Origin of the sequence: Streptomyces sp. AHU1, assembly GCF_045343905.1 — a bacterium.
In the GTDB taxonomy this organism is placed as follows: Bacteria; Actinomycetota; Actinomycetes; order Streptomycetales; family Streptomycetaceae; genus Streptomyces; species Streptomyces triticiradicis.
Genome location: NZ_CP174283.1, coordinates 2,788,405 through 2,814,669, shown reverse-complemented (window position 1 = coordinate 2,814,669; position 26,265 = coordinate 2,788,405). Strand labels below are relative to the sequence as shown.

At 72.8% G+C, this 26,265-nt stretch carries 25 protein-coding genes and 1 pseudogene; 8 read left to right on the top strand and 18 right to left on the bottom strand.

Annotated elements, in window-relative coordinates; genetic code table 11:
• Positions 1 to 418 precede the first annotated feature (418 nt).
• The 3 genes from glnII to ACICHK_RS12780 form a co-directional block, all read right to left on the bottom strand.
• Positions 419 to 1,447: a glutamine synthetase gene (gene glnII / locus ACICHK_RS12790; protein ID WP_406836983.1), complete on the bottom strand. Its 1,029-nt coding sequence runs from the start codon at positions 1,445 to 1,447 to the stop codon at positions 419 to 421.
• 369 nt (positions 1,448 to 1,816) lie between these two features.
• The gene (locus ACICHK_RS12785) at positions 1,817 to 2,509 is read right to left on the bottom strand and encodes a hypothetical protein (RefSeq protein WP_406836982.1); all 693 of its coding nucleotides are present in this window, start codon (positions 2,507 to 2,509) and stop codon (positions 1,817 to 1,819) included.
• Positions 2,510 to 2,634: 125 nt separating this feature from the next.
• Entirely contained in the window at positions 2,635 to 2,994 is a 360-nt protein-coding gene (locus tag ACICHK_RS12780; RefSeq protein WP_406836981.1) for an arsenate reductase family protein, read from the bottom strand.
• Between the two features lie 163 nt (positions 2,995 to 3,157).
• On the opposite strand from ACICHK_RS12780, the gene ACICHK_RS12775 reads away from it, so the two are divergent.
• On the top strand, positions 3,158 to 3,466 hold the full coding sequence (locus ACICHK_RS12775) for a hypothetical protein (RefSeq protein WP_151473280.1): 309 nt from the start codon (positions 3,158 to 3,160) through the stop codon (positions 3,464 to 3,466).
• Between the two features lie 63 nt (positions 3,467 to 3,529).
• Here the strand turns inward: ACICHK_RS12775 and ACICHK_RS12770 are convergent, their stop codons facing one another.
• Entirely contained in the window at positions 3,530 to 4,726 is a 1,197-nt protein-coding gene (locus tag ACICHK_RS12770; RefSeq protein ID WP_406836980.1) for a winged helix DNA-binding domain-containing protein, read from the bottom strand.
• 181 nt (positions 4,727 to 4,907) lie between these two features.
• Between ACICHK_RS12770 and ACICHK_RS12765 the strand changes: the two genes are divergently transcribed.
• A complete protein-coding gene (locus ACICHK_RS12765; RefSeq protein WP_406836979.1) occupies positions 4,908 to 5,438 on the top strand; it encodes a hypothetical protein in 531 nt (176 codons plus the stop codon).
• A 5-nt stretch (positions 5,439 to 5,443) separates the two neighbouring features.
• Complete coding sequence (locus tag ACICHK_RS12760; protein WP_406836978.1) at positions 5,444 to 6,802, top strand: DUF2252 domain-containing protein; 1,359 nt, start codon at positions 5,444 to 5,446, stop codon at positions 6,800 to 6,802.
• A 43-nt stretch (positions 6,803 to 6,845) separates the two neighbouring features.
• Here the strand turns inward: ACICHK_RS12760 and ACICHK_RS12755 are convergent.
• The 5 genes and pseudogenes from ACICHK_RS12755 to glnA all read right to left on the bottom strand — a co-directional run.
• A pseudogene (locus tag ACICHK_RS12755) lies at positions 6,846 to 7,595 on the bottom strand (alpha/beta hydrolase); the annotation flags it as partial.
• A gap of 92 nt (positions 7,596 to 7,687) precedes the next feature.
• Positions 7,688 to 8,332 carry a DUF1269 domain-containing protein gene (locus ACICHK_RS12750; protein WP_406836977.1) on the bottom strand — a complete coding sequence of 215 codons (645 nt, stop codon included), beginning with the start codon at positions 8,330 to 8,332 and terminating at the stop codon, positions 7,688 to 7,690.
• Between the two features lie 178 nt (positions 8,333 to 8,510).
• A complete protein-coding gene (gene pspAB / locus ACICHK_RS12745) occupies positions 8,511 to 9,095 on the bottom strand; it encodes a PspA-associated protein PspAB (RefSeq protein WP_406836976.1) in 585 nt (194 codons plus the stop codon).
• Between the two features lie 4 nt (positions 9,096 to 9,099).
• A complete protein-coding gene (htpX, locus tag ACICHK_RS12740; protein ID WP_406836975.1) occupies positions 9,100 to 10,044 on the bottom strand; it encodes a zinc metalloprotease HtpX in 945 nt (314 codons plus the stop codon).
• A gap of 212 nt (positions 10,045 to 10,256) precedes the next feature.
• Positions 10,257 to 11,666: a type I glutamate--ammonia ligase gene (glnA, locus tag ACICHK_RS12735; RefSeq protein WP_151473287.1), complete on the bottom strand. Its 1,410-nt coding sequence runs from the start codon at positions 11,664 to 11,666 to the stop codon at positions 10,257 to 10,259.
• Between the two features lie 198 nt (positions 11,667 to 11,864).
• Between glnA and ACICHK_RS12730 the strand changes: the two genes are divergently transcribed.
• Complete coding sequence (locus ACICHK_RS12730; RefSeq protein WP_406836974.1) at positions 11,865 to 12,332, top strand: RDD family protein; 468 nt, start codon at positions 11,865 to 11,867, stop codon at positions 12,330 to 12,332.
• Between the two features lie 470 nt (positions 12,333 to 12,802).
• Here the strand turns inward: ACICHK_RS12730 and ACICHK_RS12725 are convergent, their stop codons facing one another.
• The 4 genes from ACICHK_RS12725 to lipB all read right to left on the bottom strand — a co-directional run bounded on the left by ACICHK_RS12725 (position 12,803) and on the right by lipB (position 15,991).
• On the bottom strand, positions 12,803 to 13,501 hold the full coding sequence (locus ACICHK_RS12725; RefSeq protein ID WP_406836973.1) for a DUF4191 domain-containing protein: 699 nt from the start codon (positions 13,499 to 13,501) through the stop codon (positions 12,803 to 12,805).
• Positions 13,502 to 13,598: 97 nt separating this feature from the next.
• Positions 13,599 to 13,793 (bottom strand): hypothetical protein, encoded by a 195-nt coding sequence (locus ACICHK_RS12720; RefSeq protein ID WP_151473290.1) that lies wholly within the window; start codon positions 13,791 to 13,793, stop codon positions 13,599 to 13,601.
• 293 nt (positions 13,794 to 14,086) lie between these two features.
• A complete protein-coding gene (lipA, locus tag ACICHK_RS12715) occupies positions 14,087 to 15,052 on the bottom strand; it encodes a lipoyl synthase (protein WP_103553050.1) in 966 nt (321 codons plus the stop codon).
• A 132-nt stretch (positions 15,053 to 15,184) separates the two neighbouring features.
• Positions 15,185 to 15,991 (bottom strand): lipoyl(octanoyl) transferase LipB, encoded by an 807-nt coding sequence (gene lipB / locus ACICHK_RS12710; protein WP_406836972.1) that lies wholly within the window; start codon positions 15,989 to 15,991, stop codon positions 15,185 to 15,187.
• A gap of 332 nt (positions 15,992 to 16,323) precedes the next feature.
• On the opposite strand from lipB, the gene ACICHK_RS12705 reads away from it, so the two are divergent.
• Positions 16,324 to 17,799, top strand: coding sequence for a regulator (locus ACICHK_RS12705; protein ID WP_406836971.1), 1,476 nt, complete (start codon positions 16,324 to 16,326; stop codon positions 17,797 to 17,799).
• 852 nt (positions 17,800 to 18,651) lie between these two features.
• Here ACICHK_RS12705 and ACICHK_RS12700 read toward each other — a convergent pair.
• Both ACICHK_RS12700 and ACICHK_RS12695 read right to left on the bottom strand, forming a co-directional pair.
• Positions 18,652 to 20,043 (bottom strand): NAD(P)/FAD-dependent oxidoreductase, encoded by a 1,392-nt coding sequence (locus ACICHK_RS12700; RefSeq protein ID WP_406836970.1) that lies wholly within the window; start codon positions 20,041 to 20,043, stop codon positions 18,652 to 18,654.
• A gap of 261 nt (positions 20,044 to 20,304) precedes the next feature.
• Entirely contained in the window at positions 20,305 to 21,222 is a 918-nt protein-coding gene (locus tag ACICHK_RS12695) for a TIGR01777 family oxidoreductase (protein WP_406836969.1), read from the bottom strand.
• A 71-nt stretch (positions 21,223 to 21,293) separates the two neighbouring features.
• Between ACICHK_RS12695 and ACICHK_RS12690 the strand changes: the two genes are divergently transcribed.
• Positions 21,294 to 21,785, top strand: coding sequence for an N-acetyltransferase family protein (locus ACICHK_RS12690; protein ID WP_406836968.1), 492 nt, complete (start codon positions 21,294 to 21,296; stop codon positions 21,783 to 21,785).
• 25 nt (positions 21,786 to 21,810) lie between these two features.
• Here the strand turns inward: ACICHK_RS12690 and ACICHK_RS12685 are convergent, their stop codons facing one another.
• Positions 21,811 to 22,995, bottom strand: coding sequence for a MarP family serine protease (locus tag ACICHK_RS12685; RefSeq protein WP_151473295.1), 1,185 nt, complete (start codon positions 22,993 to 22,995; stop codon positions 21,811 to 21,813).
• 437 nt (positions 22,996 to 23,432) lie between these two features.
• Between ACICHK_RS12685 and ACICHK_RS12680 the strand changes: the two genes are divergently transcribed.
• A complete protein-coding gene (locus tag ACICHK_RS12680) occupies positions 23,433 to 24,128 on the top strand; it encodes a peptidoglycan recognition protein (RefSeq protein ID WP_406841208.1) in 696 nt (231 codons plus the stop codon).
• A 135-nt stretch (positions 24,129 to 24,263) separates the two neighbouring features.
• Positions 24,264 to 24,566, top strand: coding sequence for a hypothetical protein (locus ACICHK_RS12675; protein WP_406836967.1), 303 nt, complete (start codon positions 24,264 to 24,266; stop codon positions 24,564 to 24,566).
• On the opposite strand, the gene ACICHK_RS12670 is transcribed toward ACICHK_RS12675, so the two are convergent.
• On the bottom strand, positions 24,530 to 25,051 hold the full coding sequence (locus ACICHK_RS12670) for a DUF4240 domain-containing protein (RefSeq protein WP_406841207.1): 522 nt from the start codon (positions 25,049 to 25,051) through the stop codon (positions 24,530 to 24,532). The genes ACICHK_RS12675 and ACICHK_RS12670 overlap by 37 nt on opposite strands.
• Positions 25,052 to 25,253: 202 nt before the next feature.
• Positions 25,254 to 26,225, bottom strand: a complete 972-nt coding sequence (locus ACICHK_RS12665; protein ID WP_406836966.1) for a helix-turn-helix transcriptional regulator — start codon at positions 26,223 to 26,225, stop codon at positions 25,254 to 25,256.
• Positions 26,226 to 26,265 lie beyond the last annotated feature (40 nt).

Below are 26,265 nucleotides of genomic sequence, written 5' to 3'. Positions count from 1 at the left end.
AGAGGTCAGCTCTTTCGCGCGAGAAGTTCGTCGGGAGGTTCGACGGCCGCGAGTTCGTGGTCGGGGCGGTCGAGGACGTACGTCGTGCGCGCTGGCCGAAGGCCGGGGTGTACGGCTTTAGAGGGCCCGCGCGTTCGTCGCGCGACAACACACCCGGTCGAAGTCGTGGTGCTGACGGGAAGGCCAGAAGGGCTCGAGGTCATGGCGACCCGTCGCGACGCACTTCTGGAAGTTGGCCATGAACCCATTGAAGCAGACACGGCCCCGTGACAGGACCCTCCTCTCACTGCTCGGACGCCTCCTTGGCGTGATGTCGACCTCAGGCGGACGGACCCCCAACTGCCGTGCCCACGAAGCCGACAACGCGAAGGGGCGCCCACCGTGACGGTGGGCGCCCCTTCGGGAGTGCTGGGCGGGATCAGATCTGGCCGGCCTTCTCCAGGGCGGTGCAGCAGGTGTCGACGATCAGGCGCGTCACGACGTACGGGTCGACGTTCGCGTTCGGACGGCGGTCCTCGATGTAGCCCTTGCCGTCCTTCTCGACCTGCCACGGGATGCGGACCGAGGCACCGCGGTCGGAGACGCCGTAGCTGTACTCGTTCCACGGGGCGGTCTCGTGCAGACCCGTCAGACGGTCGTCGATGCCGGCGCCGTAGTTCTTGACGTGGTCCATGGGCTTGGAGCCCTCGCCGAGCGACTCGCACGCGGTGATGATCGCGTCGTAGCCCTCGCGCATCGCCTTGGTGGAGAAGTTGGTGTGCGCGCCCGCGCCGTTCCAGTCGCCCTTCACCGGCTTCGGGTCCAGGGTCGCGGAGATGTCGAAGTCCTCGGCGGTGCGGTAGAGCAGCCAGCGGGCCACCCACAGCTGGTCCGCGACCTCCAGCGGCGCCAGCGGGCCGACCTGGAACTCCCACTGGCCGGGCATGACCTCGGCGTTGATGCCGGAGATGCCGAGGCCGGCCTTGAGGCAGTTGTCCAGGTGCGCCTCGACGACCTCACGGCCGAAGATCTCGTCCGAGCCGACACCGCAGTAGTAGCCGCCCTGCGCGGCCGGGAAGCCGCCCTCGGGGAAGCCGAGCGGGCGCGCGCCCTTGAAGAAGGTGTACTCCTGCTCGATGCCGAAGATCGACTCCTGGGCGGCGAACCGCTCGGCGACCTCGGCCAGCGCGGCACGGGTGTTGGTCTCGTGCGGCGTCATGTCGATGTTGAGGACCTCGCACAGGACGAGGATGTCGTCGCCGCCGCGGATCGGGTCCGGGAAGCTGGCCACGGGCTTGAGTACGCGGTCCGAGGAGTGACCCTTGGCCTGGTTCGTCGAGGAGCCGTCGAAGCCCCAGATCGGCAGCTCCGCACCCTTGGCGTCGTCGGCCAGGATCTTCGTCTTGGAACGGAGCTTGGCGGTCGGCTCGGTGCCGTCGATCCAGATGTACTCAGCCTTGAAGCTCACGGGCCACGTCCTTCGGGGTGTGTCTTGATCGCACTTGCGGGTGCTGCGGCGCTGCGGCACTGGGGCGCCGCTGGTATGTCCGGCAGACTGCCAACCAGCGATTTCCCGATCATTGCCCGAATGTGAACCCCGTGTTACCTGGGGCCTGTGTGCCCGGTCTCACACCTCCCGCGCCGTCGCGTCCGTCCGCGCGTGATCGTTCGCGGTCGCGACCGGCCGGTCCGCCGCCCGCCCGGGGCCCGAAGGCCCGGCGGGGACCGCTCGTATGCGATCCGGAGTCCCGGGGGAAAGCCGCCCGGCACGCGAGAACCCCGCCGGCTCCGGCCCGGGACGGGGCGGTGACGGCGGGGTTCCCGGCAGGTGTGACCGTCAGCCCACCTTCTCGATGAGGGCCCGGCGGATCAGGAACTTGCCCGGCTCCCGGACCTGCTCGAAGGCCGCGTTGTTCAGCAGGGCGCAGCTTCCGGAGACCGAGGTGACCTCGACGGTCGTGGACTTGTTGTTGTCCAGGTTGGTGACCTTCAGCTTCGTCCCGGCCGGGAACTGGTTGCTGGACGCGGCCGGCGCGCCGCCCTCGCCGGACAGCGTGACGGTCGAGCCGTTGCAGACCTGCTGGCCGCCGGCCGCGGCGCCGCCGCCGTTGTTCGCGGGGGCGCTCTGCGCCGGAGGCTTGGTGGCGGCCTGGGCGGGCGCGGACTGCGCGGGCGCGGACTGGGCGGGCGGCTGGGCGTTCTGCTGGCCGGTCTGGGAGTCCTGAGCCGATTCCCCGACGACGCAGTTCGACGCCTGCTGCTGAACCTTGATCTGCGCGATGACCGCTTCACGGTTCGCGATCCTGGCCGCCGACTGGGCGTCGGGGTTGGCCTTCTGGTCCGCGATGAACTTCTGGTTGTTGCCGAGCGCGGTGGCCAGCCCCTGACAGGCGACCGAGCTCTGGGCGTTCTGCACGGACGCCGCGTTCGAGGTGGCGGCCAGGGCGAAGGCCCCGCCGCCCGCCACCGTCGCCGCGCTGACCAGCAGAGCGATCTTCTTCTTGGTGCTGAGAGTTCTCCTGCGCGACATGCACGCCTCCAGAGAGTGGGGGAGCGTTACGTCGCTATGTACGAGATGCCGAACGCAGTTGCTCAACGGTTACGGCATTCACTTAAGTAACCTGGATCACACAGGAGTTGGAAGGGGGCGGCCGGCTACCGGGACAGGGCTTCCCGTACCGCCTCCTCCGTGCGGCCCACCAGCGCCGTTCCGTCGTCCGCGGTGATGATCGGGCGCTGGATGAGCTTCGGGTGCTCGGACAGCGCCCTGATCCACCGGTCCCGTGAACCGGCGTCCCGCGCCCACTCCCCGATCCCCAGTTCCTTCGCTTCGGCCTCCCCGGTCCGGGTGATGTCCCACGGTTCGAGGCCGAGGCGGTCGAGGACGTCGCGGATCTCGTCCTCGCCGGGCACGTCCTCCAGGTAGCGGCGGACGGTGTACTCGGCGCCCTCGGCGTCGAGCAGGCTGATCGCGCTGCGGCACTTCGAACAGGCCGGGTTGATCCAGATCTCCATGCCGCACACGTTACGGCAGACACCTTCGGGTACCCCTGCCCCAGGGCTCCCGCAGCCCTCGTGGCCAGCGGCTTTGTCAGTGCCCGGCAGTAGAATAGAAGCAGTGTTCGAGGGTGTCGCCGGGAGGTCCGGACGGTGCCCTGACCGCGACAGGAGGATGCCTGTGCCCGCTGCCGCACTGAAGCCGCTGCCCATTCAGTCCACATCCAAGACGGCGGTCCCGCTGGACCTGCCGTACCAGCCCGTGGCGAAGCACCCGCTGCCGCCGGGGCGCCCCCGTGACTGGTACGTCACGCACAACCGCCGGCTCAAGGCGATGCGACTCGCCATCGCCCTGCTCGACTCCGGTGTGTACGTACCGAACCAGGCCCGCAACGAGAAGATCCGCAGCACGGCGGAGCTCATCGGCGTGCACCCGCCGTCGGACACCACGTGCCACATGGTGCGCGCGCTGATGAGGTACGCGCGCTGAGCACACCGCTCACCGGCGCCGGGCGGCTCCACCCCGTAGGGGCCGCCCGGCCCCGGCCGGTCCTCACTCCGCCGACAGCTCCCGCTCCAGGGGCGTCCGGAAGCGTGGGGTGATCCGGGTGCCGCCCACCCACGCCCGAAGGCGCTCGGCCTCCGCCGAGATCGCGTCCAGGGCCTCACGGCCGAGGTCCCCGGCGGCCGGCAGCCGCCAGACGATCTCGCCGCCGGGCCGCTGCGCCCACCCCCCGACCACCCGTCCGTCCCACCACACCGTCGGCCCGACGTTGCCGCTGCGGTCGAAGAGGGCGGGCCGCAGGGCGGGTTCGAGGAACCAGTCACGGTGCGGCCGGCTCATGGGCGTCGGATCGAGAGCGGGCAGCAGGGCGGCCCAGGGCGCGTCCGGCCCGTCGACCGGACCCTCGTCGCCCGCCGCCACGTACCCCGTGACCCCGTCGTCGAGCGAGACGGCCACCGCCCCGCTCGCGGCCAGCGCCCGCCGCACGTCGGTGACCTTCCACCCCGTCCACCACTTCAGATCGACCTCGGTGGCGGGCCCGCACGCCGTGAGCCAGCGGTCCATCAGCCCGGCGCGGGCCTCGTCGGGCGGGAGCGGGGGATGCGGTGGCGCGACCGCCCAGCGGAACTGGCTCGACGTCCAGGACCCGAGCGGACGCCCCCGCACCACCCGGCCCTCGAACCCCAGCACCCGCATCAGGCGGGACGACACGGTGTGCACCCCCTCGTAGCTCTTCCCGGGCGCGTAGGCGAACTGCTCCTTCAACCGGGGCTCGTCCCCGGTGAGTTCGTTCACCGTGGCCTGTCCGCGCAGGGCCAGCGCGGTGAGCGCGGAGGCCTCGACCTCGTCGAGCCACCGCCCGGTCAGCCGTCCCCCGCTTCCGGCGGTCATGTCCTTGACCAGATCGGCACGGGCCTTCGCGGCCAGGTCGAGCCCCGTCGAGGCGTGCACGACGGCCGCCAGAGCGGTGGGGAACACGAACACGGTGTTCCGCATGCCGTGCATCCGTACGAGGGAACGGTCCTCGTACAGGGCCCGCTCCACCTGCGGCACCGTCTTGCGGGCGTCCGCCAGACGCGCGCCCACCGCCAGGTACACCGTCGCCGGGTCGCTGCCGTGCAGCGCGACCAGGGAGTCCGCCACCTCCTCGGGCGTCGCCTCCCGTGCCGCGGCCGCGAGCCGCTGCCGCAGCCCGAGCCGTGCCCTGCGCTCGGCCACCCCGATGTGCCGCGGTTTCCCCGTCACGTCGTCTCCGTCCGGTCGCTCCGTGCTGTCCGCTCCGCGTTCCCCATCCTCCCGGACGCCCGCACGCCACGGGACGGGTTCACCCGTTGGACGCAGCCGGGCATGCGGTGGTCCCGCCCGCGGCCTTGACTGGGGCCACAGCGGGATCCGAGGCGGGACCAGGACCACGTGGGGAGAGACGATGCTTCAGAGGGACGGCATACGAGGACCGGTCCGGCTGGCCCTGGCGGTGTCCGCGGTGGCGGCCCTGGCCGCGCAGCTGACCGCCTGCTCCGACGACGGCACCCCCTCCGACACCGCCTCCAAGGCCGCGTCCGCCGCCTCCCGGGCCGCGTCCGCCGTCTCGGAGGCCGCGTCCGCCGCCACCGAGGCCGGTGACGCCCTCGCCTCCGCGACCGCCGAGGCCGGCCGGAAGTTCGACGAGTTCAAGAACGGCGCGGACGCCAAGAGCGAGGTGAAGACCTCCGGGACCGCGAGTCCCGGCTCCGACGGGCGCGTCACGGCCGAGGTGACCGCCACCAACCCCACCTCCTCGGCGAAGTCGTACGTCGTCCAGGTCGACTTCCGCGACCAGAGCGGCAACCTCCTCGACACGACCGTCGTGACGGTCGACGACGTCCCGGCGGGCGGTTCCAAGAACGCCACCGCCCGCAGCAACCGTTCCCTCACCGGTGACGTCAAGACCGACGTCGCCCGTGCCGCAAGGCACTGACGGCCGTGCTCCGCGACAGCGTCACGGCCGCCGCGGCGGACCGGGCCGCCCGGGGCCGGGCGGCCCGCAAGCGGGTGCCCCGCTCCGCGCACGGCACCTGGATCCCCGCCGCCGACCGCCCCGACCCCGTCGGCCTCCTCCAGGCGCAGGGCAGGGACCGGCTTCCGGAACTGCTGCCGATCCGGTACGCGCGGATGGCCGCGTCCCCCCTCGCGTTCCTGCGCGGGGGCGCCGCCGTCATGGCGGCCGACCTCGCCGCCCAGCCCCACACCGGGCTCACCGTCCAGCTGTGCGGCGACGCCCACCTGCTGAACTTCGGCCTGTACACCGCCCCGGAACACCCCCTGCTCTTCGACCTCAACGACTTCGACGAGACCTTCCCCGGCCCCTTCGAGTGGGACGTCAAACGGCTCGCGGCCAGCGTCGCGGTCGCGGCCCGCGAGAACGGGCACAAGGAGGAGCACGTCTTCGGCGCGGCACGGGCCGCCGCCGGGCAGTACCGCGAGGCCGTGCGACGGCTGGCCCGGCAGGGCGAGCTGACCGTCTGGTACCAGCACATCGACGCCGACCTGCTGCTGCCGCTGGTCCGCTCGGGACGCCGCCGTCGGCGCGCCGAGGCCACCCTCACCCGGGCCCGCCGCCGCACCAGCCTGCAGGCGCTCGGCAAACTCACCGAGACCGTCGGGGGACGCCGCCGCATCATCCACGACCCGCCCCTGCTGGAGCCGGCCGGAGCCATGGACGCGGCCTCGCTCCGCAAGATCTTCAGCGACTACCGCTCCACGCTCCCCGAGGAACGCCGTCTGCTCCTCGACCGCTACCGGTTCGTCGACGCGGCCCGCAAGATCGTCGGCGTGGGCAGTGTCGGCGTCCGCTGCTTCATCGTGCTGCTCGCCGGGCGGGACGCCGACGACCCGCTGTTCCTCCAGATCAAGCAGGCGGGACCGTCCGTACTGGAGGAGCACCTGCCCAGCGGCCCCTACGTCCACCCCGGGCGCCGGGTCGTCGCGGGCCAGCGGCTGATGCAGGCCGCCGGTGACGTCTTCCTCGGCTGGACCACCGGCCCCGAGGGGCGCGCCTTCTACTGGCGCCGGCTGCACGACACGAAGGAGTCCGCGGACATCGCCGGCATGAGCCCGGGTGAACTGCGCGCCTACGCCCGGCTGTGCGGCACCGCCCTGGCCCGCGCGCACGCCCGCTCCGGCGACCGCGTCGCGATCGCCGCCTACCTCGGAAGCGCCGACACCTTCGAGCGCGCCGTCGGTGACTTCGCGCTGCGCTACGCGGACCGCAACGCCGACGACCACGCGGCCCTGGGCGCGGCGGTCGTCGCGGGCGTGGTCCCGGCGGCCCCGGGCGTGTGAGACCGCCGGCCGCTCAGACGCCGGGGGCCGAGGGGACCGGAGCGCCGAGGCCGGTGAGGGCGAGGTCCACGAGCCGGTGCCGGTCCTCGGGGTGGTCGCGGAACCAGAGGCCCAGCAGATGGTCGGCGTCGGGCAGTTCGAAGCGGGTGAAGTCGGCGCGAGCGGTGAGCGCGTCCGTGACGGCCTCGGTCACGGCGGGCGGGACGACCGCGTCCGCCGCGGGTACGGCGAGCACCGCGCGGCCCTCGTAGGCGCGCAGCGCGTCGAGCGCGGGAGCCCGCCGCCAGCTGTCCGGGGTGCGGATGATCCGGCTGAAGCGGCTCGGTACCTCCGGCCCGTCCTGCCGCGAGGGGTTCCGCGGGTCCTCGAACGGGAGGGACCAGGCCTCGGCGGCGTACACCGCGGGCGCGCACAGCACGAGCGCCACCACGCGCCGCCCGTAGTGCCGTGCGAGGTCGGCCACCGTCTGGCCGCTCATGCTGAACCCGACCAGGACCAGCGGGCCGTCCGCCGGGACCGTCGCGTCGATCACCGACACGGCCTGCTCGAAACGCAGCCGAAGGCTCAGCGCGCCCAGGGTGCCGGTGCTTCCACCGTGTCCGGAGAAGTCGAACGCGAGCCCGGCGCAGCCGCGCGCGGCGAAGTCGCCGAGCAGCGGGAGCAGCCGCTCCTTGCTGCCGTTGCCCGCCCCGTGCAGCAGGACGGCGGTCGCCGCGCCGCCGGCGCCGCTTGCGCCGCCGCTGACGCAGCTCAGTCGTTCACCGTCGTGGTCGTGCGTGAAGGCGGAGAGCATCTCCCCATTCACGCACGTGGGCGGCGTCGCCCCCGGACGGCACTGGCCGGATGCCGCCCTTGCCGGCCGGACCGGCACGGGGCCCGCTCGGCTCAGGAAGCGGCGGGAGCGCCGTTCGCGTCCGGTCCGGGGGTGCCGGCCGGTGCGGACGTGCCCTCGGCGCCCGTTCCGGGAGCGGCCGGCGGCGCGCTCGCCGCGGACGCGGCCGTACCGCCCGCCTCCCCGGGCGCGGTGGCCGCCGCGGACTTCGCCTGGGCCGCGGCGACCGCCTTCCGCAGGTGGTCCTCCTGCTCCTGGCTCAGCGAGGTCTGCACCAACTGGCCGCCGAAATCGGCGATCTGAGGGATCACCTTGTCCCCGGCCGCCTGCTTGACCAGGACGAACAACGCGCCCGCGCCCGGCCGCAGATTCTGGCTGAGATCCTTCATGAACTTGTCGTTGATCCCGGTGTCCGTGACCGCGCCCCCGGCGGCACCGGCCGCCGCGCCCACCGCCGCGCCGAGCAGCGGCGCGAGGAAGAGCAGACCGATGACACCGCCCCACAGCGCGCCGCCGGCCGCGCCGATGGCCGTGTGGCTGACCGCCTGGTGGAGCTTGACCTTGCCGTCCTCGCTCCGCTCGACGACGACGGCGTCCTCCAGCTCGACGAGATGCTGCTTCGACAGCTCGAACAGCTTGTCGCGCACCTGGCTCGCGGTGGCGACGTCGTCGTAGGCGATGACGAACAGATTGCTCATGAGGGCACCCCTTGTGTCGATTCCGTACGACTTTATAGCGATATGGGGTGGTATGCAGTCGGGAGGAAAGAGGAGGGAAAGGGGAGGGAAAGGTGGAGGGAAAGGGATGCGGACCGTCGGCCGGAGCCCGGTCGTCACCGGAGGCCGCCCCTTCCGGAACCCGGACCGGGACCGGGCGTCACAGTCCCGGCGCGCCCCAGATCGGGAACCAGCGGGCGAGGTCCTGTTCGATGCGCAGGTCGTCGGCCAGGACCGCCTTGATCTGGAGCTCCAGCGCGTTGTCGCGCCGCTCGCCCCCGCCGGCCAGCGGCGCGAAGGGATAGAAGGTACCCCGCTTGTAGAGGTAGACCAGGCCGAGCCGCCGCTGTTCCGTGTCCTCGAAGCCCACCACGGAACACAGCAGTTGAGGCCCGAAGCCGGTGCTCTCCAGGGAGCTGTTGACCGCGTGCAGGTCGCTCACCAGCGCCGGCAGGTCCTCGGGCGTCCGGCGGGAGACCAGCCACGAGTAGCCGTACTCGTCACGGCTCCGTTCCACCGGCGGGCCCGTCCGCCCGGTGTCGGCGTCCAGCAGGGCCTGGGCCTCCTGGTGCGCCTGGGCGAAGGCACCGCCCTCGGCGGAGGCGAAGCACACCGCTCCCGTGCCGGTCGGGGTGAACCCGGCCGCGGCCTGGAGGGTCACGGCCGCCGACGGCAGTGCGAAGAGCTGGTCCAGGTCCGGTGCGGCGGGCTTGCTGCGGCCCAGCAGGATGTCCAGGAACCCCATGCGGTCAGAGAGCCTCTCCGGGAGTCGGGGTGCTCGCGTCCGGCACCGCGGCCTCGCCCAGCTCGGCGGAGATGCGGGCCAGCTGTTCGAGCCGCTGCTCCAGGCTCGGGTGGGTCGAGAACAGGTTGGCGATGCCCGGCTGGGCGCCGAGCGCGGGGGTGAAGTAGAACGCGTTGAAGGCCTGCGCGGTCCGCAGGTCCTTGGTCGGGATCCGGCCGATGTCCCCGGTCACCTTGGTCAGCGCGGACGCCAGCGCCGAGGGGCGGCCGGTGAGCAGGGCCGCGGCACGGTCGGCGGCCAGTTCGCGGTACCGGGAGAGCGCCCTGATCAGCATGAAACTGATCGCGTACACGGCCGCGGACACCGTCATCACCGCCAGGAAGACCGCGGCGGTGTTCTGGTCCTTGTTGCCCCGCCCGCCGAAGAGCTGCGAGTAGAACGCGAACCGGACCATCAGCCCGGCGAGCACACCGAGGAAGGACGCCACGGTGATCACGGCGACGTCCTTGTGCGCCACGTGCGACAGCTCGTGCGCGAGGACGCCCTCCAGCTCGTCGGGCTCCAGCCGGCGCAGCAGCCCGGTGGTCACGCACAGCACCGCGTGATCGGCGTTGCGCCCCGTGGCGAACGCGTTCGGCATGTCGATGTCCGACACGGCTACCAGGGGCTTCGGCATGTCGGCCACGGCGCACAGCCGGTCGACGACGCCGTGCAGCTGCGGATGCTCCTCCCGCTCCACGATCCGTCCGTGCATGGCGTACAGCGCGATCCGGTCCGAGAACCAGTACTGCGCGATCAGCACCCCGGCCGCGATCACGACGACCAGCACCCACGACTTCAGCAACACGATCAACGCGGCGACGAAGGCCACGTACAGCAATCCGAGCAGGAACAGCGTGACCGTCATCCGCACGGTCAGCTGTCGATCGTTCCGGAACCGGCTCCGCATCTCGCACCATCCCGCAGTCGGGCACTCGTCCCGTTTTCCATTGTGCGCCCGCGGATTCCCATGGGCGGGTGCCGATCGGCCCTGCTGCGGGCAAAGAACTTCCCCGCGCGTACGGCCTCGCACCGGTCCCCGCCGGGGGAGAAACGCGCCGGCCGCGCCCCTCCCGGAGGAAGGACGCGGCCGGTGACGTGTGCGGCTGGAGCGACGGGGGCTTACACGTCGAAGTACAGCTCGAACTCGTGCGGGTGCGGACGCAGCTGGAGCGGCGCGATCTCGTTCGTGCGCTTGTAGTCGATCCACGTCTCGATCAGGTCGGACGTGAAGACGTCGCCCGCGAGCAGGAACTCGTGGTCGCGCTCCAGCGAGTCGAGGACGGCCGGGAGCGAGGTCGGGACCTGGGCGACGTTCGCGTGCTCCTCGGGAGCCAGCTCGTACAGGTCCTTGTCGATCGGCTCGGCCGGCTCGATCTTGTTCTTGACGCCGTCCAGACCGGCCATCAGCAGGGCCGAGAACGCCAGGTACGGGTTGCCGGAGGAGTCGGGCGCGCGGAACTCGACGCGCTTGGCCTTCGGGTTCGAGCCGGTGATCGGGATGCGCATGGCCGCGGAGCGGTTGCGCTGCGAGTACACCAGGTTTACCGGGGCCTCGAAGCCGGGGACCAGGCGGTGGTACGAGTTCACCGTCGGGTTGGTGAAGGCGAGCAGCGACGGGGCGTGCTTGAGGATGCCGCCGATGTAGTAGCGGGCCATGTCCGACAGGCCCGCGTAACCGGCCTCGTCGTAGAACAGCGGGGAGCCGCCGCTCCACAGCGACTGGTGGACGTGCATGCCCGAGCCGTTGTCACCGAAGATCGGCTTCGGCATGAAGGTCGCGGTCTTGCCGTTGCGCCAGGCGACGTTCTTCACGATGTACTTGAAGAGCTGGAGGTCGTCGGCCGCGGCGAGCAGCGTGTTGAACTTGTAGTTGATCTCGGCCTGGCCGGCGGTGCCCACCTCGTGGTGCTGGCGCTCGACCTGGAGACCGGACGCGGCCAGCTCCAGGGAGATCTCCGCACGCAGGTCGGCGAAGTGGTCGACCGGAGGGGTCGGGAAGTAGCCGCCCTTGTAGCGGACCTTGTAACCGCGGTTGTCCTCGAGGGCACCGGTGTTCCAGGCGCCGGCCTCGGAGTCGATGTGGTAGAAGGACTCGTTCTCGGACGTCTTGAAGCGCACGCTGTCGAACACGTAGAACTCGGCCTCGGGACCGAAGTACGCGGTGTCGGCGATGCCGGTCGAGGCGAGGTAGGCCTCGGCCTTCTTGGCCACGTTGCGCGGGTCACGGGAGTACTGCTCACCCGTGATCGGGTCGTGGATGAAGAAGTTGATGTTGACCGTCTTGTCGCGGCGGAAGGGGTCGACGCGCGCGGTGGACAGGTCGGCGCGGAGCGCCATGTCGGACTCGTGGATGGCCTGGAAGCCGCGGATGGAGGAGCCGTCGAAGGCGAGCTCCTCCGCCGGGTCGAAGGCCTCGGCCGGGATCGTGAAGTGCTGCATCACACCCGGCAGGTCGCAGAAACGGACATCGACGAACTTGACGTCCTCGTCCGCGATGAACTTCTTGGCCTCGTCGGCGTTCTGGAACATCCAGCTCCTCCTACTCCCGCCCGCAGTGAACGGGGTGGTAGTTCGTTCGTGCGGCCAGTGCGGTGGCACACGCTGGGGCCGACCATAGGGACGGGGGATTTCTCCAGCGTGACCCATTTGTTTCGCCCAAGTTAACCGACCTCGGCTCCGCAGGCCCCTCCTGTCCGCATGGCAAAACGGGCACAGTACCTTGGACGGGTGGACAACAGGCAAGCAATCGGATCGTGGCTCTCCGGCCCCCGCGCGGCGGCGGAGGAAGCCGGTGTCGACTTCGGATACCGGGGCGAACAGCTCGGTCTCCCGGAGCACGGACCGGGCTCGATCGCCCGCCCCGGCCGCCGTCTGGGCGCCCTCGCCGTCGACTGGGGCCTGTGCCTGCTGATCGCATACGGGCTGCTCACCGACGGCTATGGCCAGGCGACGGGCAACTGGGCCCTGCTCGTCTTCTTCGTCCTCGGCGTCCTCACGGTCGGTACCGTCGGCTTCACCCCGGGCAAGCGCCTGCTGGGCCTGCGCGTCGTGGCCGAGGGCGGCGGCCGGCCGAACCCGCTGCGCGTCCTGCTGCGCACCGCGCTCCTGTGCGTGGCCGTCCCGGCGCTGATCTGGGACCGCGACGGCCGTGGCCTGCACGACCGCCTGGCCCGCACGATCGAGGTCCGCATCTGACCCCAGGGCCCCGGGCACCCGGTTGCCCCCGGCCCCGCCCCGCAGCGCCCGAGGAGGACGACCCCGCCACGACGGGGGACCGCCCATGCACTGCGGCGACCATGACGTGCCGCCTCCTACGGGCACTGCCCCTCGCAGGGGGCGAAGGCGCCCCGCCCCTGCGAAGGAGCGACCCGCCTCCGGCGGGCGAGACGGCCCGGTACGGCGGACGAGACCTGCCCGGACGGGGGGCGACCTGGGCGCAGCCGAGGTGTCCCCCGGCGAGGGACCGGCCCGGCGCGGCCGACGAGATCCGCCCGGATGAGGGGACGGCCCGGTGAGGCCCAGGCGTCCTGACTCCGGCGAGGGGGCGGCCCGGCACGGTCGAGGTGCAGGTGTCCCCGGCGAGGGCTGTGCGCGAACGACGATGGGGTGCCCGGAGATCTCCGGGCACCCCATCGTCGTAGGACTGGGTCGAGCGAGCGCGAGCGTCAGCGCCTCGGGCCGCCCCGCGGCATCCGCATGCCCTTGGGCATCGGGCCCTTCGGCAGCGGCATGTTGCTCATCAGGTCGCCCATCGCGCGCAGGCGGTCGTTGGTCGCGGTGACCTGGGGGCCGGCGAGCACGCGCGGCAGCTTCAGCATCGTCGTGCGGAGCTTCTTCAGCTCGACCTGGCCCTCACCGGTGCCCACGAGGATGTCGTGCACCGGGACGTCCGCGACGATCCGCGCCATCTTCTTCTTCTCGGCGGCCAGCAGGCTCTTGACCCGGTTCGGGTTGCCCTCGGCGACCAGCACGATGCCGGCCTTGCCGACCGCGCGGTGCACCACGTCCTGGTTGCGGTTCATCGCCACCGCGGGGGTCGTGGTCCAGCCCCGGCCGATGTTGTCGAGCACCGCCGCGGCCGCGCCCGGCTGTCCTTCCATCTGCCCGAAGGCGGCCCGCTCGGCCCTGCGTCCGAAGACGATCGCCGTCGCGAGGAAGGCGAGCAGAAGCCCGAGAATTCCGAGATAGACCGGGTGACCGATCAAGAATCCGATCGCGAGGAAGACACCGAGGGTGAGAATTCCGACAGCCGCGAGTACAAGTCCGATCTTGGAATCGGCCTTGCGGGTCATTTTGTACGTCAGAGCGATCTGCTTGAGTCGCCCGGGGTTCGCAGCGTCCGCTGCGGTTTCCTTCCTCGCCATGCCCACGAGTCTACGTGGCCCGGGAGGCGCGGACGACGGCAGTACGGAGTGAGCTGGACCGCTCTTGCCGGGGGAGCGGCGGCCGGAAGCGCGTCGTTCAGGAGCGCGGGACGGATTCCAGCACGCGCTGCGCCTCGACCCGGTCCTTGGCGCGGCGGCGGTCCTCCAGGACGGAGGTCCAGGCGTTGCGGCGGGCGGTGCGCTGCCCGCTGCTCATGAGCAGCGACTCGACGGCACGCAGTGCATCGGTGAACGACGGAATCGCGGTGGCACGTACGGGCGCGGCCTGCATGATGAAGATCCCCCCTCGGGATCGACAGCTCGGACGGGGACGTGTGGTGACGTGGAACCAGAGTCACTGATTGGTGTTACCAGTACGTGACCGAGCGGTCAAACACCAATGAAGCCTTGATACCGCGGGTCCTTTTCCCGCCCCTCTCCTGATGCGCCGTTCAACTGCGGGGATGCCGTGAGGGGGTGTGAACGGGCCGTTGTGAAGGGCGAGTTGCTTGTGCGCGGATTCACACGAAAGCGGTGGCACCGAGTGCCACCGCTTTTCTTTCGCAACGTGTGCCGTTCGGGGGATCAGACCGCCTGGGAGGCGACGTACGCGCCCCGCTTCTCGACGGCCATCTGATACAGCCGGCCGGCCCGGTACGAGGAGCGGACCAGCGGGCCCGACATGACGCCGGAGAAGCCGATCTCCTCGGCCTCCTCCTTGAGCTCCACGAACTCCTGCGGCTTGACCCAGCGCTCCACGGGGTGGTGGCGCACGGAGGGACGCAGGTACTGCGTGATCGTGATGAGCTCGCAGCCCGCCTCGTGCAGCTGCTGCAGCGCCTCGCTGACCTCCTCGCGGGTCTCGCCCATGCCGAGGATCAGGTTCGATTTCGTGACCAGACCGTAGTCACGGGCCTCGGTGATGACCTTGAGCGAGCGCTCGTAGCGGAAGCCCGGACGGATCCGCTTGAAGATCCGGGGGACCGTCTCGACGTTGTGCGCGAAGACCTCGGGGCGCGAGGAGAAGACCTCGGCGAGCTGCTCGGGCTCGGCGTTGAAGTCCGGGGCGAGCAGTTCGACCTTGGTGCGGCCGGCCTCGCGGCCCGCCGTCTGCGCGTGGATCTGGCGGACCGTCTCCGCGTACAGCCAGGCGCCGCCGTCCTCCAGGTCGTCGCGGGCGACGCCGGTGATGGTGGCGTAGTTCAGGTCCATCGTGACGACGGACTCACCGACACGGCGCGGCTCGTCGCGGTCCAGGGCCTCGGGCTTGCCGGTGTCGATCTGGCAGAAGTCGCAGCGCCGCGTGCACTGGTCACCGCCGATGAGGAAGGTGGCCTCGCGGTCCTCCCAGCACTCGTAGATGTTGGGACAGCCCGCCTCCTGGCAGACCGTGTGCAGGCCCTCGCTCTTCACCAGGCCCTGCATCTTCGTGTACTCGGGGCCCATTTTCGCCCGGGTCTTGATCCACTCGGGCTTGCGCTCGATGGGGGTCTGGCTGTTCCGGACCTCCAGGCGCAGCATCTTGCGTCCGTCGGGTGCGACTGCGGACACATCGGCTCCCTGTAACTTCGATTCTTCGGCGTACACCAGGGTACGCCCGTGCGGTGCTCGGCCCCCGACGTGGGCAACCTTCGGGAGCGGGGGTGCATTCCCGGAGGGTCTCGTGCCGGGGCGTGCGGGGGTCTAGGCCGGCGTGCGTTCCACGACGCGCGGCTTCAGGTCCGCGTTCGCCAGGACGTCCCTGAGGTGCTTCTCGGCCACCGGCAGGACCTCGGCGATGGTCACGTCGCGGCCCAGCTCGGCCGCGAGGGAGGCGACGCCCGCGTCGCGGATGCCGCACGGGATGATCCGGTCGAACCAGGCGTTGTCCGGGTTCACGTTCAGCGCGAAGCCGTGCATGGTGACGCCCTTGGCGACGCGGATGCCGATCGCGGCGATCTTGCGGTCCTCGCGGCGCTGGCCCGCGTTGGACGGGGCGTACTCCGGGCCGTTGAGCCTCGGGTCGAACTCCTCGTCCGTCAGCCGCGGGTCGAAGTCGAGGGAGAGGCCCCCGAGCGCGGGAGCGCCCCGGTCGGGGTCCTTGGCGTCCCCGAGGACCCAGACGCCGCTGCGCCCCTCGACCCGGCTCGTCTCCAGCCCGAACTCCGCACAGGTGCGGATGAGCGCCTCTTCCAGACGGCGTACGTGGGCCACGACGTCCACGGGACGCGGGAGCTTCTGGATGGGGTAGCCGACCAGCTGGCCCGGACCGTGCCAGGTGATCTTGCCGCCGCGGTCCACGTCGACGACGGGGGTGCCGTCCAGGGGCCGCTCGTTGTCCGCCGTGCGCCGGCCCGCGGTGTAGACCGGGGGGTGTTCCAGGAGCAGGCAGGTGTCGGGGACCTCGTCCAGGAACCGGGCGGCGTGCACACGACGCTGCTCGTCCCACGCCTCCTGGTACTCGACGGCCTCGGCACCGAATCCCATGCGGACGAACCGCAACTCACTCACGGCAAGCGCCTCCCTAGAAGCTTCCTCGGGCACGTGGTGGTCCCCGTGCGGGGCACGCGGAGGAACCTTTCGTCAGGTCCGTGGCGCGCCCACGCCACTGTACGTCCGCCCGATCCACGTCAGCCCGACGGTCAATACTCACACGATCGGATGAATGAATGTCGATGTGTGCGATGACGTGCTCACGCTCCGCTACATTCGCGCCGTTCACGAGGCCATAAGGGCTGCTCACAGGCAATCCGGGCACAGGGGGGTCTCGGGGAGGCGCAAGCACGTTCTCACGCCGCCCCGGGAAGCCCCTGGAGACCCGAAGGCAGGAGACCGCACCGCAGATGACGGAACGACCCGCGCAGCGCACGCCCAATCGACAGCTCGCCGCGCTCATCGCAGAAGCGGGGTTCTCCAACGCAGGTCTCGCCCGTCGGGTCGACCAGCTCGGACTGGAACACGGACTGGACCTGAGATACGACAAGACGTCGGTGACCCGGTGGCTGCGGGGCCAGCAGCCCCGCGGGACCACTCCCGCGCTCATCGCCGAGGTGTTCACGCGCCGCCTCGGCCGGCGCCTGAGCGCGCAGGACCTCGGGCTCGACGCCTGCGCGCCCGTGTACGCGGGGCTGGAGTTCGCCGCGACCCCCGAGGAGGCCGTGGACATCGTCAGCGGTCTGTGGCGCAAGGACTCCGGAAGCCACGCCGAGCTCCGCAAGATCGCCTTCACCCCGGCCGGACTCGTCGTGCCCAGCCGGGACTGGCTGATCGGCCGGGCCGACGACCGGGTCGCCCGCGGCGACCAGCCGGCCCGCATCCCCGCCCAGGGCCGTCCGGCGGCGCCCAAGCTCGCGGCACCGCCCGAGCAGGGGGGACCCTCGGCCCGGCAGCGCGGCCGGACCGAACGGGGCCCCGGCCAGCGGGTCAGCGGCGGGGACATCGCCGCGCTCCGCTCGGTCGGCGAACTCTTCCGCGCCCTGGACCACGCCTACGGCGGCGGCCACGCCCGCCAGGCCCTCGTGCGCTACCTGGAGCACGAGGCCGAGCCGATGCTGCGCGGCACCTACGGGGAGCAGACCGGCCGGCACCTGTTCGCCGCCGCCGCCGACCTCACCCGGCTCGCCGGCTGGACGTCGTACGACATCGGCGCGCACGGACTCGCGCAGCGGTACTTCGTCCAGGCACTGCGCCTGGCGCAGGCCGCCGGTGACCGGGTGTACGGCTCCTACGTGCTCATCACGATGAGCCGCCAGGCCGTCTACCTCGGGCACGGGCGCGAGGCCGTGCAGCTCGCGCGGGTCGCGCAGCAGGGCCTCGGCTCGGGGGGCCCGCAGGTCGTGCAGGCGCTGCTGCACGCGGTCGAGGCGCGCGGCCACGGGGTGCTCGGCGAGGTGCGGTCCTGCACGGCCTCCCTGGTCCGGGCCGAACGCGCGCTGGAGGCGTCCCGGGCCGGCGACGAGGTCCCGCACTGGGCCCGGTACTTCGACGAGGCCCAGCTCGCCGACGAGTTCGGCCACTGCCACCGGGACCTCCAGCAGTTCCGGGCGGCGGCGCAGCACGCCGAACGGTCGCTGCAGCTGCGGGCGCCCGGGTACGCGCGCAGCAGGCTCTTCTGCCGGGTGGTGCTCGCCTCGGCGCGGCTCGGACTCGGAGAGCTCGACCAGGCCTGTCTGCTCGGCGCGGAGGCCGCGGCGCAGGCGGCGGAGATGCGGTCGGCGCGGGCCGTCGAGTACGTACGGGACTTCGAGAAACGGCTCGAACCGTACAAGGACGCCGCGCCCGTGCGCGGCTACCGCGACAAGGTGGCCGCGCTGAGCTGAGCGAGGGCCTGTCCGGCGGGGCCCCACGGTGCCGTGCGGGTGCGAGTGCGGGCGGGCGTGCCGGGCCCCGTCTCCGGCACGGTCCGCCGGACCGTCCCCGGTCTCCGGCCTGGGGTGCCGGAGACCGGGAAGCCCGATGTGCTCGGCGGGGCCGCCTTCCAGGGGGTGGGGTCCGCCTGTCGGGGGCCCGGGACCGGCGGACGGGAGTGGGGCCCGCCCGCCGGAGCGGGGGTCCGTCGTCCGGAGGCGCGGGTCCCCCTTCCGGGGTCGGGATTAGCTGCCAGGAGCGGGGCCGGGGCCGCCCACCGGGAGCGGGCCCCTTCTCCAGGAGCCGGGGTTCGTCGGTTCGTGGTCCAGGTTTCCGCGTCCGGGGTCAGGATCCTCCGGCCGGAGCCGGGGCCGCCCCTCCGGAGACCCGGGGTCTGCCCGCCGGGAGTGGGTCCTCTCTTCGGGAGCCGGGGTTCGTCGGTTCGTCGGTTCAGGTTTCCGCGTCCGGGCCAGGATTTCCCGGCTGGGGCCGGGGTCTGCCCGCCGGGAGCGGGCCCCTTCTCCGGGAGCCGGGGTTCGTCGGTTCGTGGTCCAGTTTTCCGCGCCCGGGGCCGGGGCCGCTCTGCCTGGGGCCCGGGTCTGCTGGCCGGGAGCGGGTCCGCGCTTCCGGCGGGCCGGGGTTCACCGGCCTGCGGCCTGGGGCTCCGCGCCCGGGTGCGTCCGCCCGGTGGGCCCGGAGCCCGCGGGTCCGGTGGGCCTGCGAGCCCCGGGTTCCGGCCCCGGAGCCCCGGGTTCCGGGCCCGGAGCTCCGGAGCCCCGTGCCGGAGCTGCGGGACCCGAGCCGGAGTCGGGTGGGGGGCGGGGTCAGGCGGCGGATTCCAGGGGTTCGGCCGAGGGGGCGGCCGGGCGGACGTCCAGGTCCGTCAGGAGGGCGCGGGCGGCCCGCCGGGCCGAGTGCAGCGCGCCCTGCACCGTGCTGGTGTCCCGGTGGTCACCGCACACGTACAGGCCCGCGAGCAGCCGTACGGGGCGGCGCAGGTCGTGCGGCGGCGGCATCGCCGGGACCGCCTCGGGCTCGTGATGGACCGCCAGCAGTTCCCAACGGGTCGTCGACGTGCCGTAGAGACGGGCCAGTTGGGCGCGGACCGCCGCGTCCAGATGGGCCGCGGCGGGCGGTGTGCCGAGGACGGTCGAGGAGATCAGGGCGCGGCCCGCGGGTGCCCGGGCCGGGTCGACCTGGCTGACGACCGCCGTGTGCGCCACCGGGCCGCTCCGGTCGGCGTCCAGGAGCAGTGCCGGTTCGGTGAGCGGCGGTTCGTCCGTGGTGTGGTGCAGGACGGTCACCGGGTGGAAGGCGGGGACGTGCAGCCCGGGCAGGAACCGGGCGGCGGCGCGGGCCCCGGTCGCCAGCAGGACGGCCCGGCAGCGGAGTTCGCCGTGCTCCTTGGTCGTGACGCGGGTCGTGGAGACGGCGGTGACCTCGACGCCCGTGTGGACGGTGCCGGGCGGAAGGGCGGCCGCGAGCAGCTCGGGGAGCGCGTCCGCGCCGCCCTCGGGCAGGCAGAGCCGGCCCGTCGCGAAGGAGTGCAGCGCGAGGTCGGCGAGGCGGCTCGACGTCCGCAGCTCCGGGTCGCACAGCAGGGCCGCGAGAAGGGGGCGCAGAAAGGCGTCGACCGTACGGGCCGGGAGCCCCCGGGCGGCCAGCGCCTTCGCCGTGGTGAGGTCCGGGCGGGCGAGCAGGCGCTCCGGCGGGGTGGAGGCCAGACGGGCGAGGGCCGCGTTGAGACGTGACTGGTCGAGGGGGCCGCCGAGCGGTCCGGGGCGGGTGGTCCCGCGCGCGGGCCGGGACAGCGGAAGCCGGGGGGCGCTTGCGAGGGCGCGCGCCGTGGTGAGTGCGCCCCTCGCGCTCCGGGGAGTGCCGGGCGTGCCGGTGTGGTGGCGGTGGCCGTCGCTGTGCAGCAGCACGCCCGGCGAGAACGGGCACAGGACGAGGGCGCCCAGGCCCGGGGTGTGGCGCAGTTCCGGGTACGAGGTGGACAGGAGCCGGCCGAGCCGGTCCAGCCGGAAGCCGTCGACCTTCTCCGTGGACATGCGGCCGCCCACATGGGGGGCGGCCTCCAGGACGGCGGTCGTCAGACCCGCCCCGGTCAGATGTCGTGCGGCCGCGAGGCCGGCGACACCGGCTCCCACGACGACGACGTCGACGTCCTGCGCGATCTGTGCCGTGTGCGCGGTGTGGCGTGCGGGCTCTAGCACGTGCCCCTCCTCGAGGTTGCGCGGCCGGTGGGGACGTCATGCCCCCAACACGCTTCTGGAATGCCCGAGTTCGGATCGAGGGTGCGAGGTCCGGCCACGGGGTGGAAGTCGCGCGACGGCCGTGCACGGGGGCATGGGGGGTGCATGTACCCGATCGGCGGGGGCGGTCGGACCCGCCGGGCCGGCACCCGCGCCCCGGGCGGCCCGCCCGTCCGGGGCGCGGAGACGTCCCGGGGTCCCTCGCCCGCCGGGAGACGTCCCTCAGCCCAGTGCCGCCCGCAGCGCTCCCTCGATCGAGGGGAACGCGAAGGTGAAGCCCGATTCCAGGAGACGGGTGGGCAGGACGCGCTGGCTGCCCAGGACGTCCTCGGCCATGTCACCGAGGGCGAGGCGCAGGAGCGGGGAGGGGGCGGTGAGCAGGGTGGGGCGGTGCAGGACGCGGCCCATGGCGTCGGTGATCTCGCCGTTGGTGAGCGGGTCGGGCGCGGTCAGGTTCACCGGCCCGGACAGGGACTCCGTGTCGACGAGGTGCCGGATCGCGGCCACCTCGTCGTGCAGCGCGATGTAGCTCCAGTACTGGCGTCCGTTCCCCATCCGTCCGCCGAGGCCCGCCCGGAACAGCGGGATCAGCCGGCCCCAGGCCCCGCCCTCGCGGGCCACCACGAGCCCGGTCCTGGCGAACACCGTGCGCACCCCCGCCTCCTGCGCGGGAGCGGCCGCCTCCTCCCACTCCACGCAGACGGACGGAAGGAACCCGGCCCCGGGAGGAGCGGACTCGTCCACCGCGCGGTCCCCCGTGTCGCCGTAGAACCCGATCGCGCTCCCGTTGACGAAGACCCGCGGCGGTTCGTCCAGCGACGCCACCGCCTCCGCGAGCGTCGCCGTCCCCAGCACCCGGCTGTCCCGGATCATCCGCTTGTACGCACGCGTCCAGGGCCGTCCCGCCACCGGGGCCCCCGCCAGATTGACGACCGCGGCACAGCCGATGAGCCCCACCGCGTCGATCCGCTGCCGCTGCGGATCCCATCGGATCTCGTCCGGCGAACGCGGCTCACGGCGCACGAGCCGGACCACCTCGTGGCCCTCGGCGCTCAGGGAGCGCGCCAGCGCGGAGCCGATCAGGCCGGACGCGCCGGCGATCACGATGCGGGAACCCGGGGGCAGCGGTGAGTCGCTCATGGGTCCATCCTGCCCGCGCCGCCGCGGACTTCACGGAAGGACCGCAGCGCGGCGGCCGTAGAGTGACCGGCATGTCAGCTGCTCCGCGGATACGTACCGCCACCCTGGACGACGAGGACGCGCTCGGCCGGCTCGACCGGGACACCTGGTCCACGCTGCACGCGGTCATGCCGCGTCCCAGACCGCCGTACGAGCCCTTCTACAACGAGCGCTTCGGCCCCCGGAACCATCTCGTCGCCGAGCTCGACGGCCGTCTGGTGGGATACATCAAGCTGGGCTTCCCGACCTCGCTGGCCTGCAACGCGCACGTCCGCCAGATCCTCGGACTGGCCGTCGCCGAGGACGCCCGGGGCGCCGGGGTGGGCCGCGCGCTGCTGCGGGCGGTGTGCGAGGAGGGCCGCCGCCAGGGCGCCCGGCGCATCACCCTGCGGGTCCTCGGCCACAACGCCCCGGCGCGGGCGCTCTACGAGTCCGAGGGGTTCGTCGTCGAGGGGGTCCTGCCCGGGGAGTTCCTGCTGGACGACGTCTACGTGGACGACGTCCTGATGGGGCGTCCGCTCTGACCGGAACCGGCACCGGCCGCCCGGGTCAGGACGTGACGAGGTCGCCGGTGTCCACGCGTGCCGTGGCGTGCGCCGCCTTGCGGGCGTCGCCCGCGACCTCGTGCGCCGTCAGGACGTACCCCGTCTCGTCGTCCGAGGTCGAACGGGCGAAGACCACGCCGTACACCTCGCCGTCGGTGGTCAGGAGCGGGCCGCCGGAGTTGCCGGGGCGGACCGTCGAGCGGATCGAGTAGATCTCGCGGGTGACCGTGCCGGTGTTGTAGATGTTCTGGCCCGTCGCGTTGATGCGGCTCGCGACGGTGGCCGCCTGGAGGTCGAGGCCGCCGTCCTGGGGGTAGCCCGCGACCACCGCGGAGTCGCCGCGCGAGGCGACCCCGTCGAAGTGGAGGACGGGGGCGCGCAGGGCCGGCACGTACAGGACGGCGACGTCCTTCTGCGGGTCGAAGAGGACCACCCGCGCCTGGTAGGGGCGGCCGACCCCGCCCACCCGCACGGTCGGCCGGTCGATGCCCGCCACCACGTGCGCGTTGGTCATCACGCGGTGGGGCGCGTAGACGAAGCCGCTGCCCTCCCGGCCCTGGGTGCCCGAGCTGCCCTCGACCTTCACGGTGCTCAGCTTGGCGGCGTTCGTCGCGGCCGGTGTCACGCTGTCCCCGGAGGGCTTGGCGACACCGGCCGTCGGTTCGTTCTCGAACGGGTTGAAGACCTGCGGGAAGCCCGCCTCCGTGAGGGCGGAGGTGGCGCGCGAGAACCAGGTCGGCGTGGTCTCCGGCATCGAGTTCTGCACGGCGCCCAGCAGCGCCGAGTTGCGGATCGACTGCGTCACCACCGTCGAGGAGGACGCGCCCAGGACGCTCGCCGCCACCCAGGCCACCAGCAGCACGGCCAGCGTGTTCGCCGCGGCTCCGCCGACACCGTCGGCCACCCGCAGCGGCCCCTGGTCCAGCTCGCGGCGCAGCTTCAGCGCCAGCCGTCCGGCCAGCTCGTGGCCCACCACGGCGGGCACCAGCACCGTGAGCACCGCCGTCACCGTCGCCGCCGGTGTCCCCGCCGTGACCAGCTCCATCATCCACGGCAGCACCCATACGCCGATGACGGCGCCGCCCACGAAGCCGGCCAGCGAGACACAGCCGGCCACCAGGCCGCGGCGGTACCCGGACGCCGCGTAGACCAGGATGACCAGCATCAGCAGGAGGTCGAGCACGTCCACGGAGCCGCCTTTCTCTAGGGCCCCTTAGTACGCGTCGGGCGGGCCCAGTGATCAGCCACGCGCGTTCGGTGCCGTGGAAACGGCCATACACCCGTGGACCCGTAAAAACGTCCCGGACACGCACGATGGTTCCACCAGGTGGCACAACCCACATCGCGGCCCGCGCGGATCCGGGTCAGGGTGGCTCCATGCGTGTCTTCCGGAAGCGGCGGGGGCCTCGAATACGGAGCGGCGGGGGGCGGGTGTCCCGCCCCGCCCGGCACGGGCACCACGGACGTCCGGCGGCTCCGGCCCGCGAGGACCGCACCGGCCCGGGGCGGAAGGCCAGTGCCCCCGTGCCCCCCGGCGTGCGCCGGCGTGCGCCGGTCGGGTGGCCGAGACCGCTCCTCGTCCTCCTCGGGTGCGTGCCCGGCCTGCTCGCCGTCCTGGCGCTGGTGATGGGCACGGTCAAGGTGGACCGCCCGGCGGCCCGTCCCCCCGCCCCGCGGCCGTCGGCCGTGGCCCGGATCACGGTCCCCCGCCCCGTCGCCCGGCCGCCCGTCGTGCCGCGCTCGAAGTGGCTCGACACCTCGAGCGCGCGCGAGCAGCCGCCGCCCCGCTACGACGACCGCGTCGTGGCGGTCTTCATCCACCACACCGACTCGCCGAACGGCTACGACTGCGCCGACACGCCCCGCATCATCCGCGACGTGTACACGGGCCAGACCGGCGCCAAGGACTGGGACGACATCGGCTACAACTTCCTCGTCGACCGCTGCGGCACGATCTACGAGGGCCGGGCGGGCGGGGTCGACCGGCCCGTCACCGGGGCGCACACCCAGGGCTTCAACCACCGCACCGCCGGGATCGCCGCGATCGGCACGTTCACGGCGGGATCGGCGGTGCCGAGGGCGATGACCGACGCGATCGCCCGTCTCGTGGCCTGGAAGCTCGGGCTCGCCGGCGTGGACCCCCGGGGCACCGTCCGCCTCGTCTCCAGCAACAGCCTCAGCCGCTACTCCGCGGGCACCGCCGCCGTGCTCGCCACCGTCTCCGGCCACGACGCGGCCTTCATGACCAGCTGCCCGGGCGCCGCCCTCAGCGACCGCATCCCGGAGATCCGCGACCTGGCGGCCCGCTACCAGGGCCGCTGACCTCCCGGCGCCCCCGGCACCGGCGGTCACAGGCAGACCCCCGGCCGCTCACAGACTTCCCAGAGCAGCGCGTCCTACGGTCGCCGTACGTCGTCGCAAGGCGTCGTACGTACGCACCGACCGGAGGCGGGGACCATGAGGATCAGTCGGACGGAGTCCGCGCGCCGCGCGGGAAGCGGAGCGCACGCGGGGCGCACGGCGGGCGCGCGGTCACCGGGACCGGCGGCCGGCCGGGGGACGGCGGCGCGCGGTCCGTGGGCGGTGGTGTGCGCCGTGGTGACGGTCGTGCTGGGCCCGGCGGCGGTCACGGCGTCGGCACTGGACCAGGCCAACGCGGCCCCGCGGCACCACACGGCGCGCGCGGACGGGCCGCGGGCGTACGCCACCGGGGACCCGGCCCGTCAGTCCTCCCTGAACCGGTCCCACAGCTTGGGGTAGCGCTCCGCGATGACGGACTCGTTCTCGAATTCGAGGGGCGTCCCCTCGGGCTCGGCGGCCGCGGCCGGGATGCCCAGGGCGGGCGCGACGGTGCCGGTCAGCTGCTCGTAGGCCTCGTCGGCCGCGTACCCCAGCTCCTCGCCGTCGCCGTCGATCTCCTCGTCGAAGTCGTCCAGGAGCTCGGCGAGCGTGTCGGGGTCGTGCATCGCCCCCTCGAAGACGTCCCGGCCCTGGCCGATCAGCCAGCACCGGAAGAAGTCGAAGGCGTCGTCGCTGGCCCCGTCGAGCAGCACCCAGGCCGCGCCCCACAGATCCCAGCGGTACGCGCGGTTGTAGCGGGACTCGAAGTGCCGGGCGAAGTCCAGGACGGAGTCCGGGTCCAGCTGGACGAGCCGCTCGACGAGCAGATCCGCCTGTTCCTCCGGGTCGCCCCCGGCAGTCTCGCGGGTCGTGTCCACCAGCTGCCAGAACTCCGTCTCGTCCATCACGGGTCCAGCATCGGGCCTGGGCGGGAGGGGCGCACGTGGAGTGGCGCAGATTGTTATGCATGCACATGCCGAAGGTAAAACCACCGGGCCCGTACGGTTTCCGAGGCGGCGGCGGTGGACGATCCCACGAGCCGGTCCGAGGGCCCGCGGCCACCCGCCCCCGGTCGTCCGCCACCCGCCCCCGGCCGTCCGCCGGCCGTCACCGGTAGAGCGCCGCCGCCCCGGCCGCGTCCTCGGCGCAGCGCTCGCGCAGCTCCGCCGGGGCGAGCACCTCCACCTCGGGCCCGAGTCCCCGCAGCTGCACCCGGGCGACCTCCTCGGACTCGACCGGCAGGGTGAGGGTCACCCAGCCCCGTCCGTCGGGGGCCCCGGACGTGCCGAGCCCCTCCTGCGCGGACGCGGGGCCGAGGGCGTACGGCAGCTGTCGCACACCCTCCGGGGACAGCCGTACGACGACCTCGGACCGCAGCACGGACCGGGCGAACTCCTCGGCCCGCTCCGCCCAGAACGCCGGCAGGTCGAACCCCTCGTCCCGCCGGAACCGCTCCGCGCCCGGTTCGACGGCGGTGAAGCGGTCGATCCGGTACACCCGGAAGGCCCCCGCGTCCGCGACCCGCGCGCACAGGTACCAGAGCCCGGCCTTCAGGACGAGCCCGTACGGTTCGAGCGTCCGCTCCACCTCCGACTCCCCGCGCCGGTAGCGCGCGAGGACCGGGCGGTCGTCCCACACCGCGTCCGCGAGCGCGGGCAGCAGCTCGGGGGCCCGCGGCTCGCTGAACCAGGCGGGCGCGTCCAGGTGGAAGCGCTGCGCCGCCGAACGCGGGGCGTCCCGCACGGAGGGCAGCAGCGCCGCCGACACCTTCAGCCGGGCCGCCGACGCCGTGTCCTGGAGGCCCATGTCGCGCAGCGCCCCCGGCACCCCGCTCAGGAACAGCGCCTCGGCCTCGCCGCGCGCCAGTCCCGTCAGCCGCGTGCGGTACCCGCCGACCAGGCGGTAGCCGCCGGCCCGGCCCCGGTCCGCGTAGACCGGGATCCCCGCCTCCGACAGCGCCTGCGCGTCCCGGGAGACCGTGCGCTCGGACACCTCCAGCTCCCGCGCCAGCTCGGCGGCGGTCATCGACGCGCGGGTCTGGAGCAGCAGCACCATCTTGATCAGACGAGCGGCACGCATGGGTTCATGATGCCGGGCGCCACCGACAACCGGCGGGCCC

Excerpts from the sequence above, each read along its gene's own strand:
- ACICHK_RS12750 (WP_406836977.1), bottom strand. The coding sequence starts at position 8,332 with ATGAGCAATCTGTTCGTCATCGCCTACGACGACGTCGCCACCGCGAGC.
- ACICHK_RS12680 (WP_406841208.1), top strand. The coding sequence starts at position 23,433 with ATGGGCACGGTCAAGGTGGACCGCCCGGCGGCCCGTCCCCCCGCCCCG.
- pspAB (WP_406836976.1), bottom strand. The coding sequence starts at position 9,095 with ATGGGGTTCCTGGACATCCTGCTGGGCCGCAGCAAGCCCGCCGCACCG.
- ACICHK_RS12695 (WP_406836969.1), bottom strand. The coding sequence starts at position 21,222 with ATGAGCGACTCACCGCTGCCCCCGGGTTCCCGCATCGTGATCGCCGGC.
- ACICHK_RS12670 (WP_406841207.1), bottom strand. The coding sequence starts at position 25,051 with ATGGACGAGACGGAGTTCTGGCAGCTGGTGGACACGACCCGCGAGACT.
- ACICHK_RS12785 (WP_406836982.1), bottom strand. The coding sequence starts at position 2,509 with ATGTCGCGCAGGAGAACTCTCAGCACCAAGAAGAAGATCGCTCTGCTG.
- ACICHK_RS12705 (WP_406836971.1), top strand. The coding sequence starts at position 16,324 with ATGACGGAACGACCCGCGCAGCGCACGCCCAATCGACAGCTCGCCGCG.
- ACICHK_RS12675 (WP_406836967.1), top strand. The coding sequence starts at position 24,264 with ATGAGGATCAGTCGGACGGAGTCCGCGCGCCGCGCGGGAAGCGGAGCG.
- ACICHK_RS12725 (WP_406836973.1), bottom strand. The coding sequence starts at position 13,501 with ATGGCGAGGAAGGAAACCGCAGCGGACGCTGCGAACCCCGGGCGACTC.
- glnA (WP_151473287.1), bottom strand. The coding sequence starts at position 11,666 with ATGTTCCAGAACGCCGACGAGGCCAAGAAGTTCATCGCGGACGAGGAC.
- ACICHK_RS12720 (WP_151473290.1), bottom strand. The coding sequence starts at position 13,793 with ATGCAGGCCGCGCCCGTACGTGCCACCGCGATTCCGTCGTTCACCGAT.
- ACICHK_RS12665 (WP_406836966.1), bottom strand. The coding sequence starts at position 26,225 with ATGCGTGCCGCTCGTCTGATCAAGATGGTGCTGCTGCTCCAGACCCGC.
- htpX (WP_406836975.1), bottom strand. The coding sequence starts at position 10,044 with ATGCGGAGCCGGTTCCGGAACGATCGACAGCTGACCGTGCGGATGACG.
- ACICHK_RS12765 (WP_406836979.1), top strand. The coding sequence starts at position 4,908 with ATGCTTCAGAGGGACGGCATACGAGGACCGGTCCGGCTGGCCCTGGCG.
- ACICHK_RS12780 (WP_406836981.1), bottom strand. The coding sequence starts at position 2,994 with ATGGAGATCTGGATCAACCCGGCCTGTTCGAAGTGCCGCAGCGCGATC.
- ACICHK_RS12690 (WP_406836968.1), top strand. The coding sequence starts at position 21,294 with ATGTCAGCTGCTCCGCGGATACGTACCGCCACCCTGGACGACGAGGAC.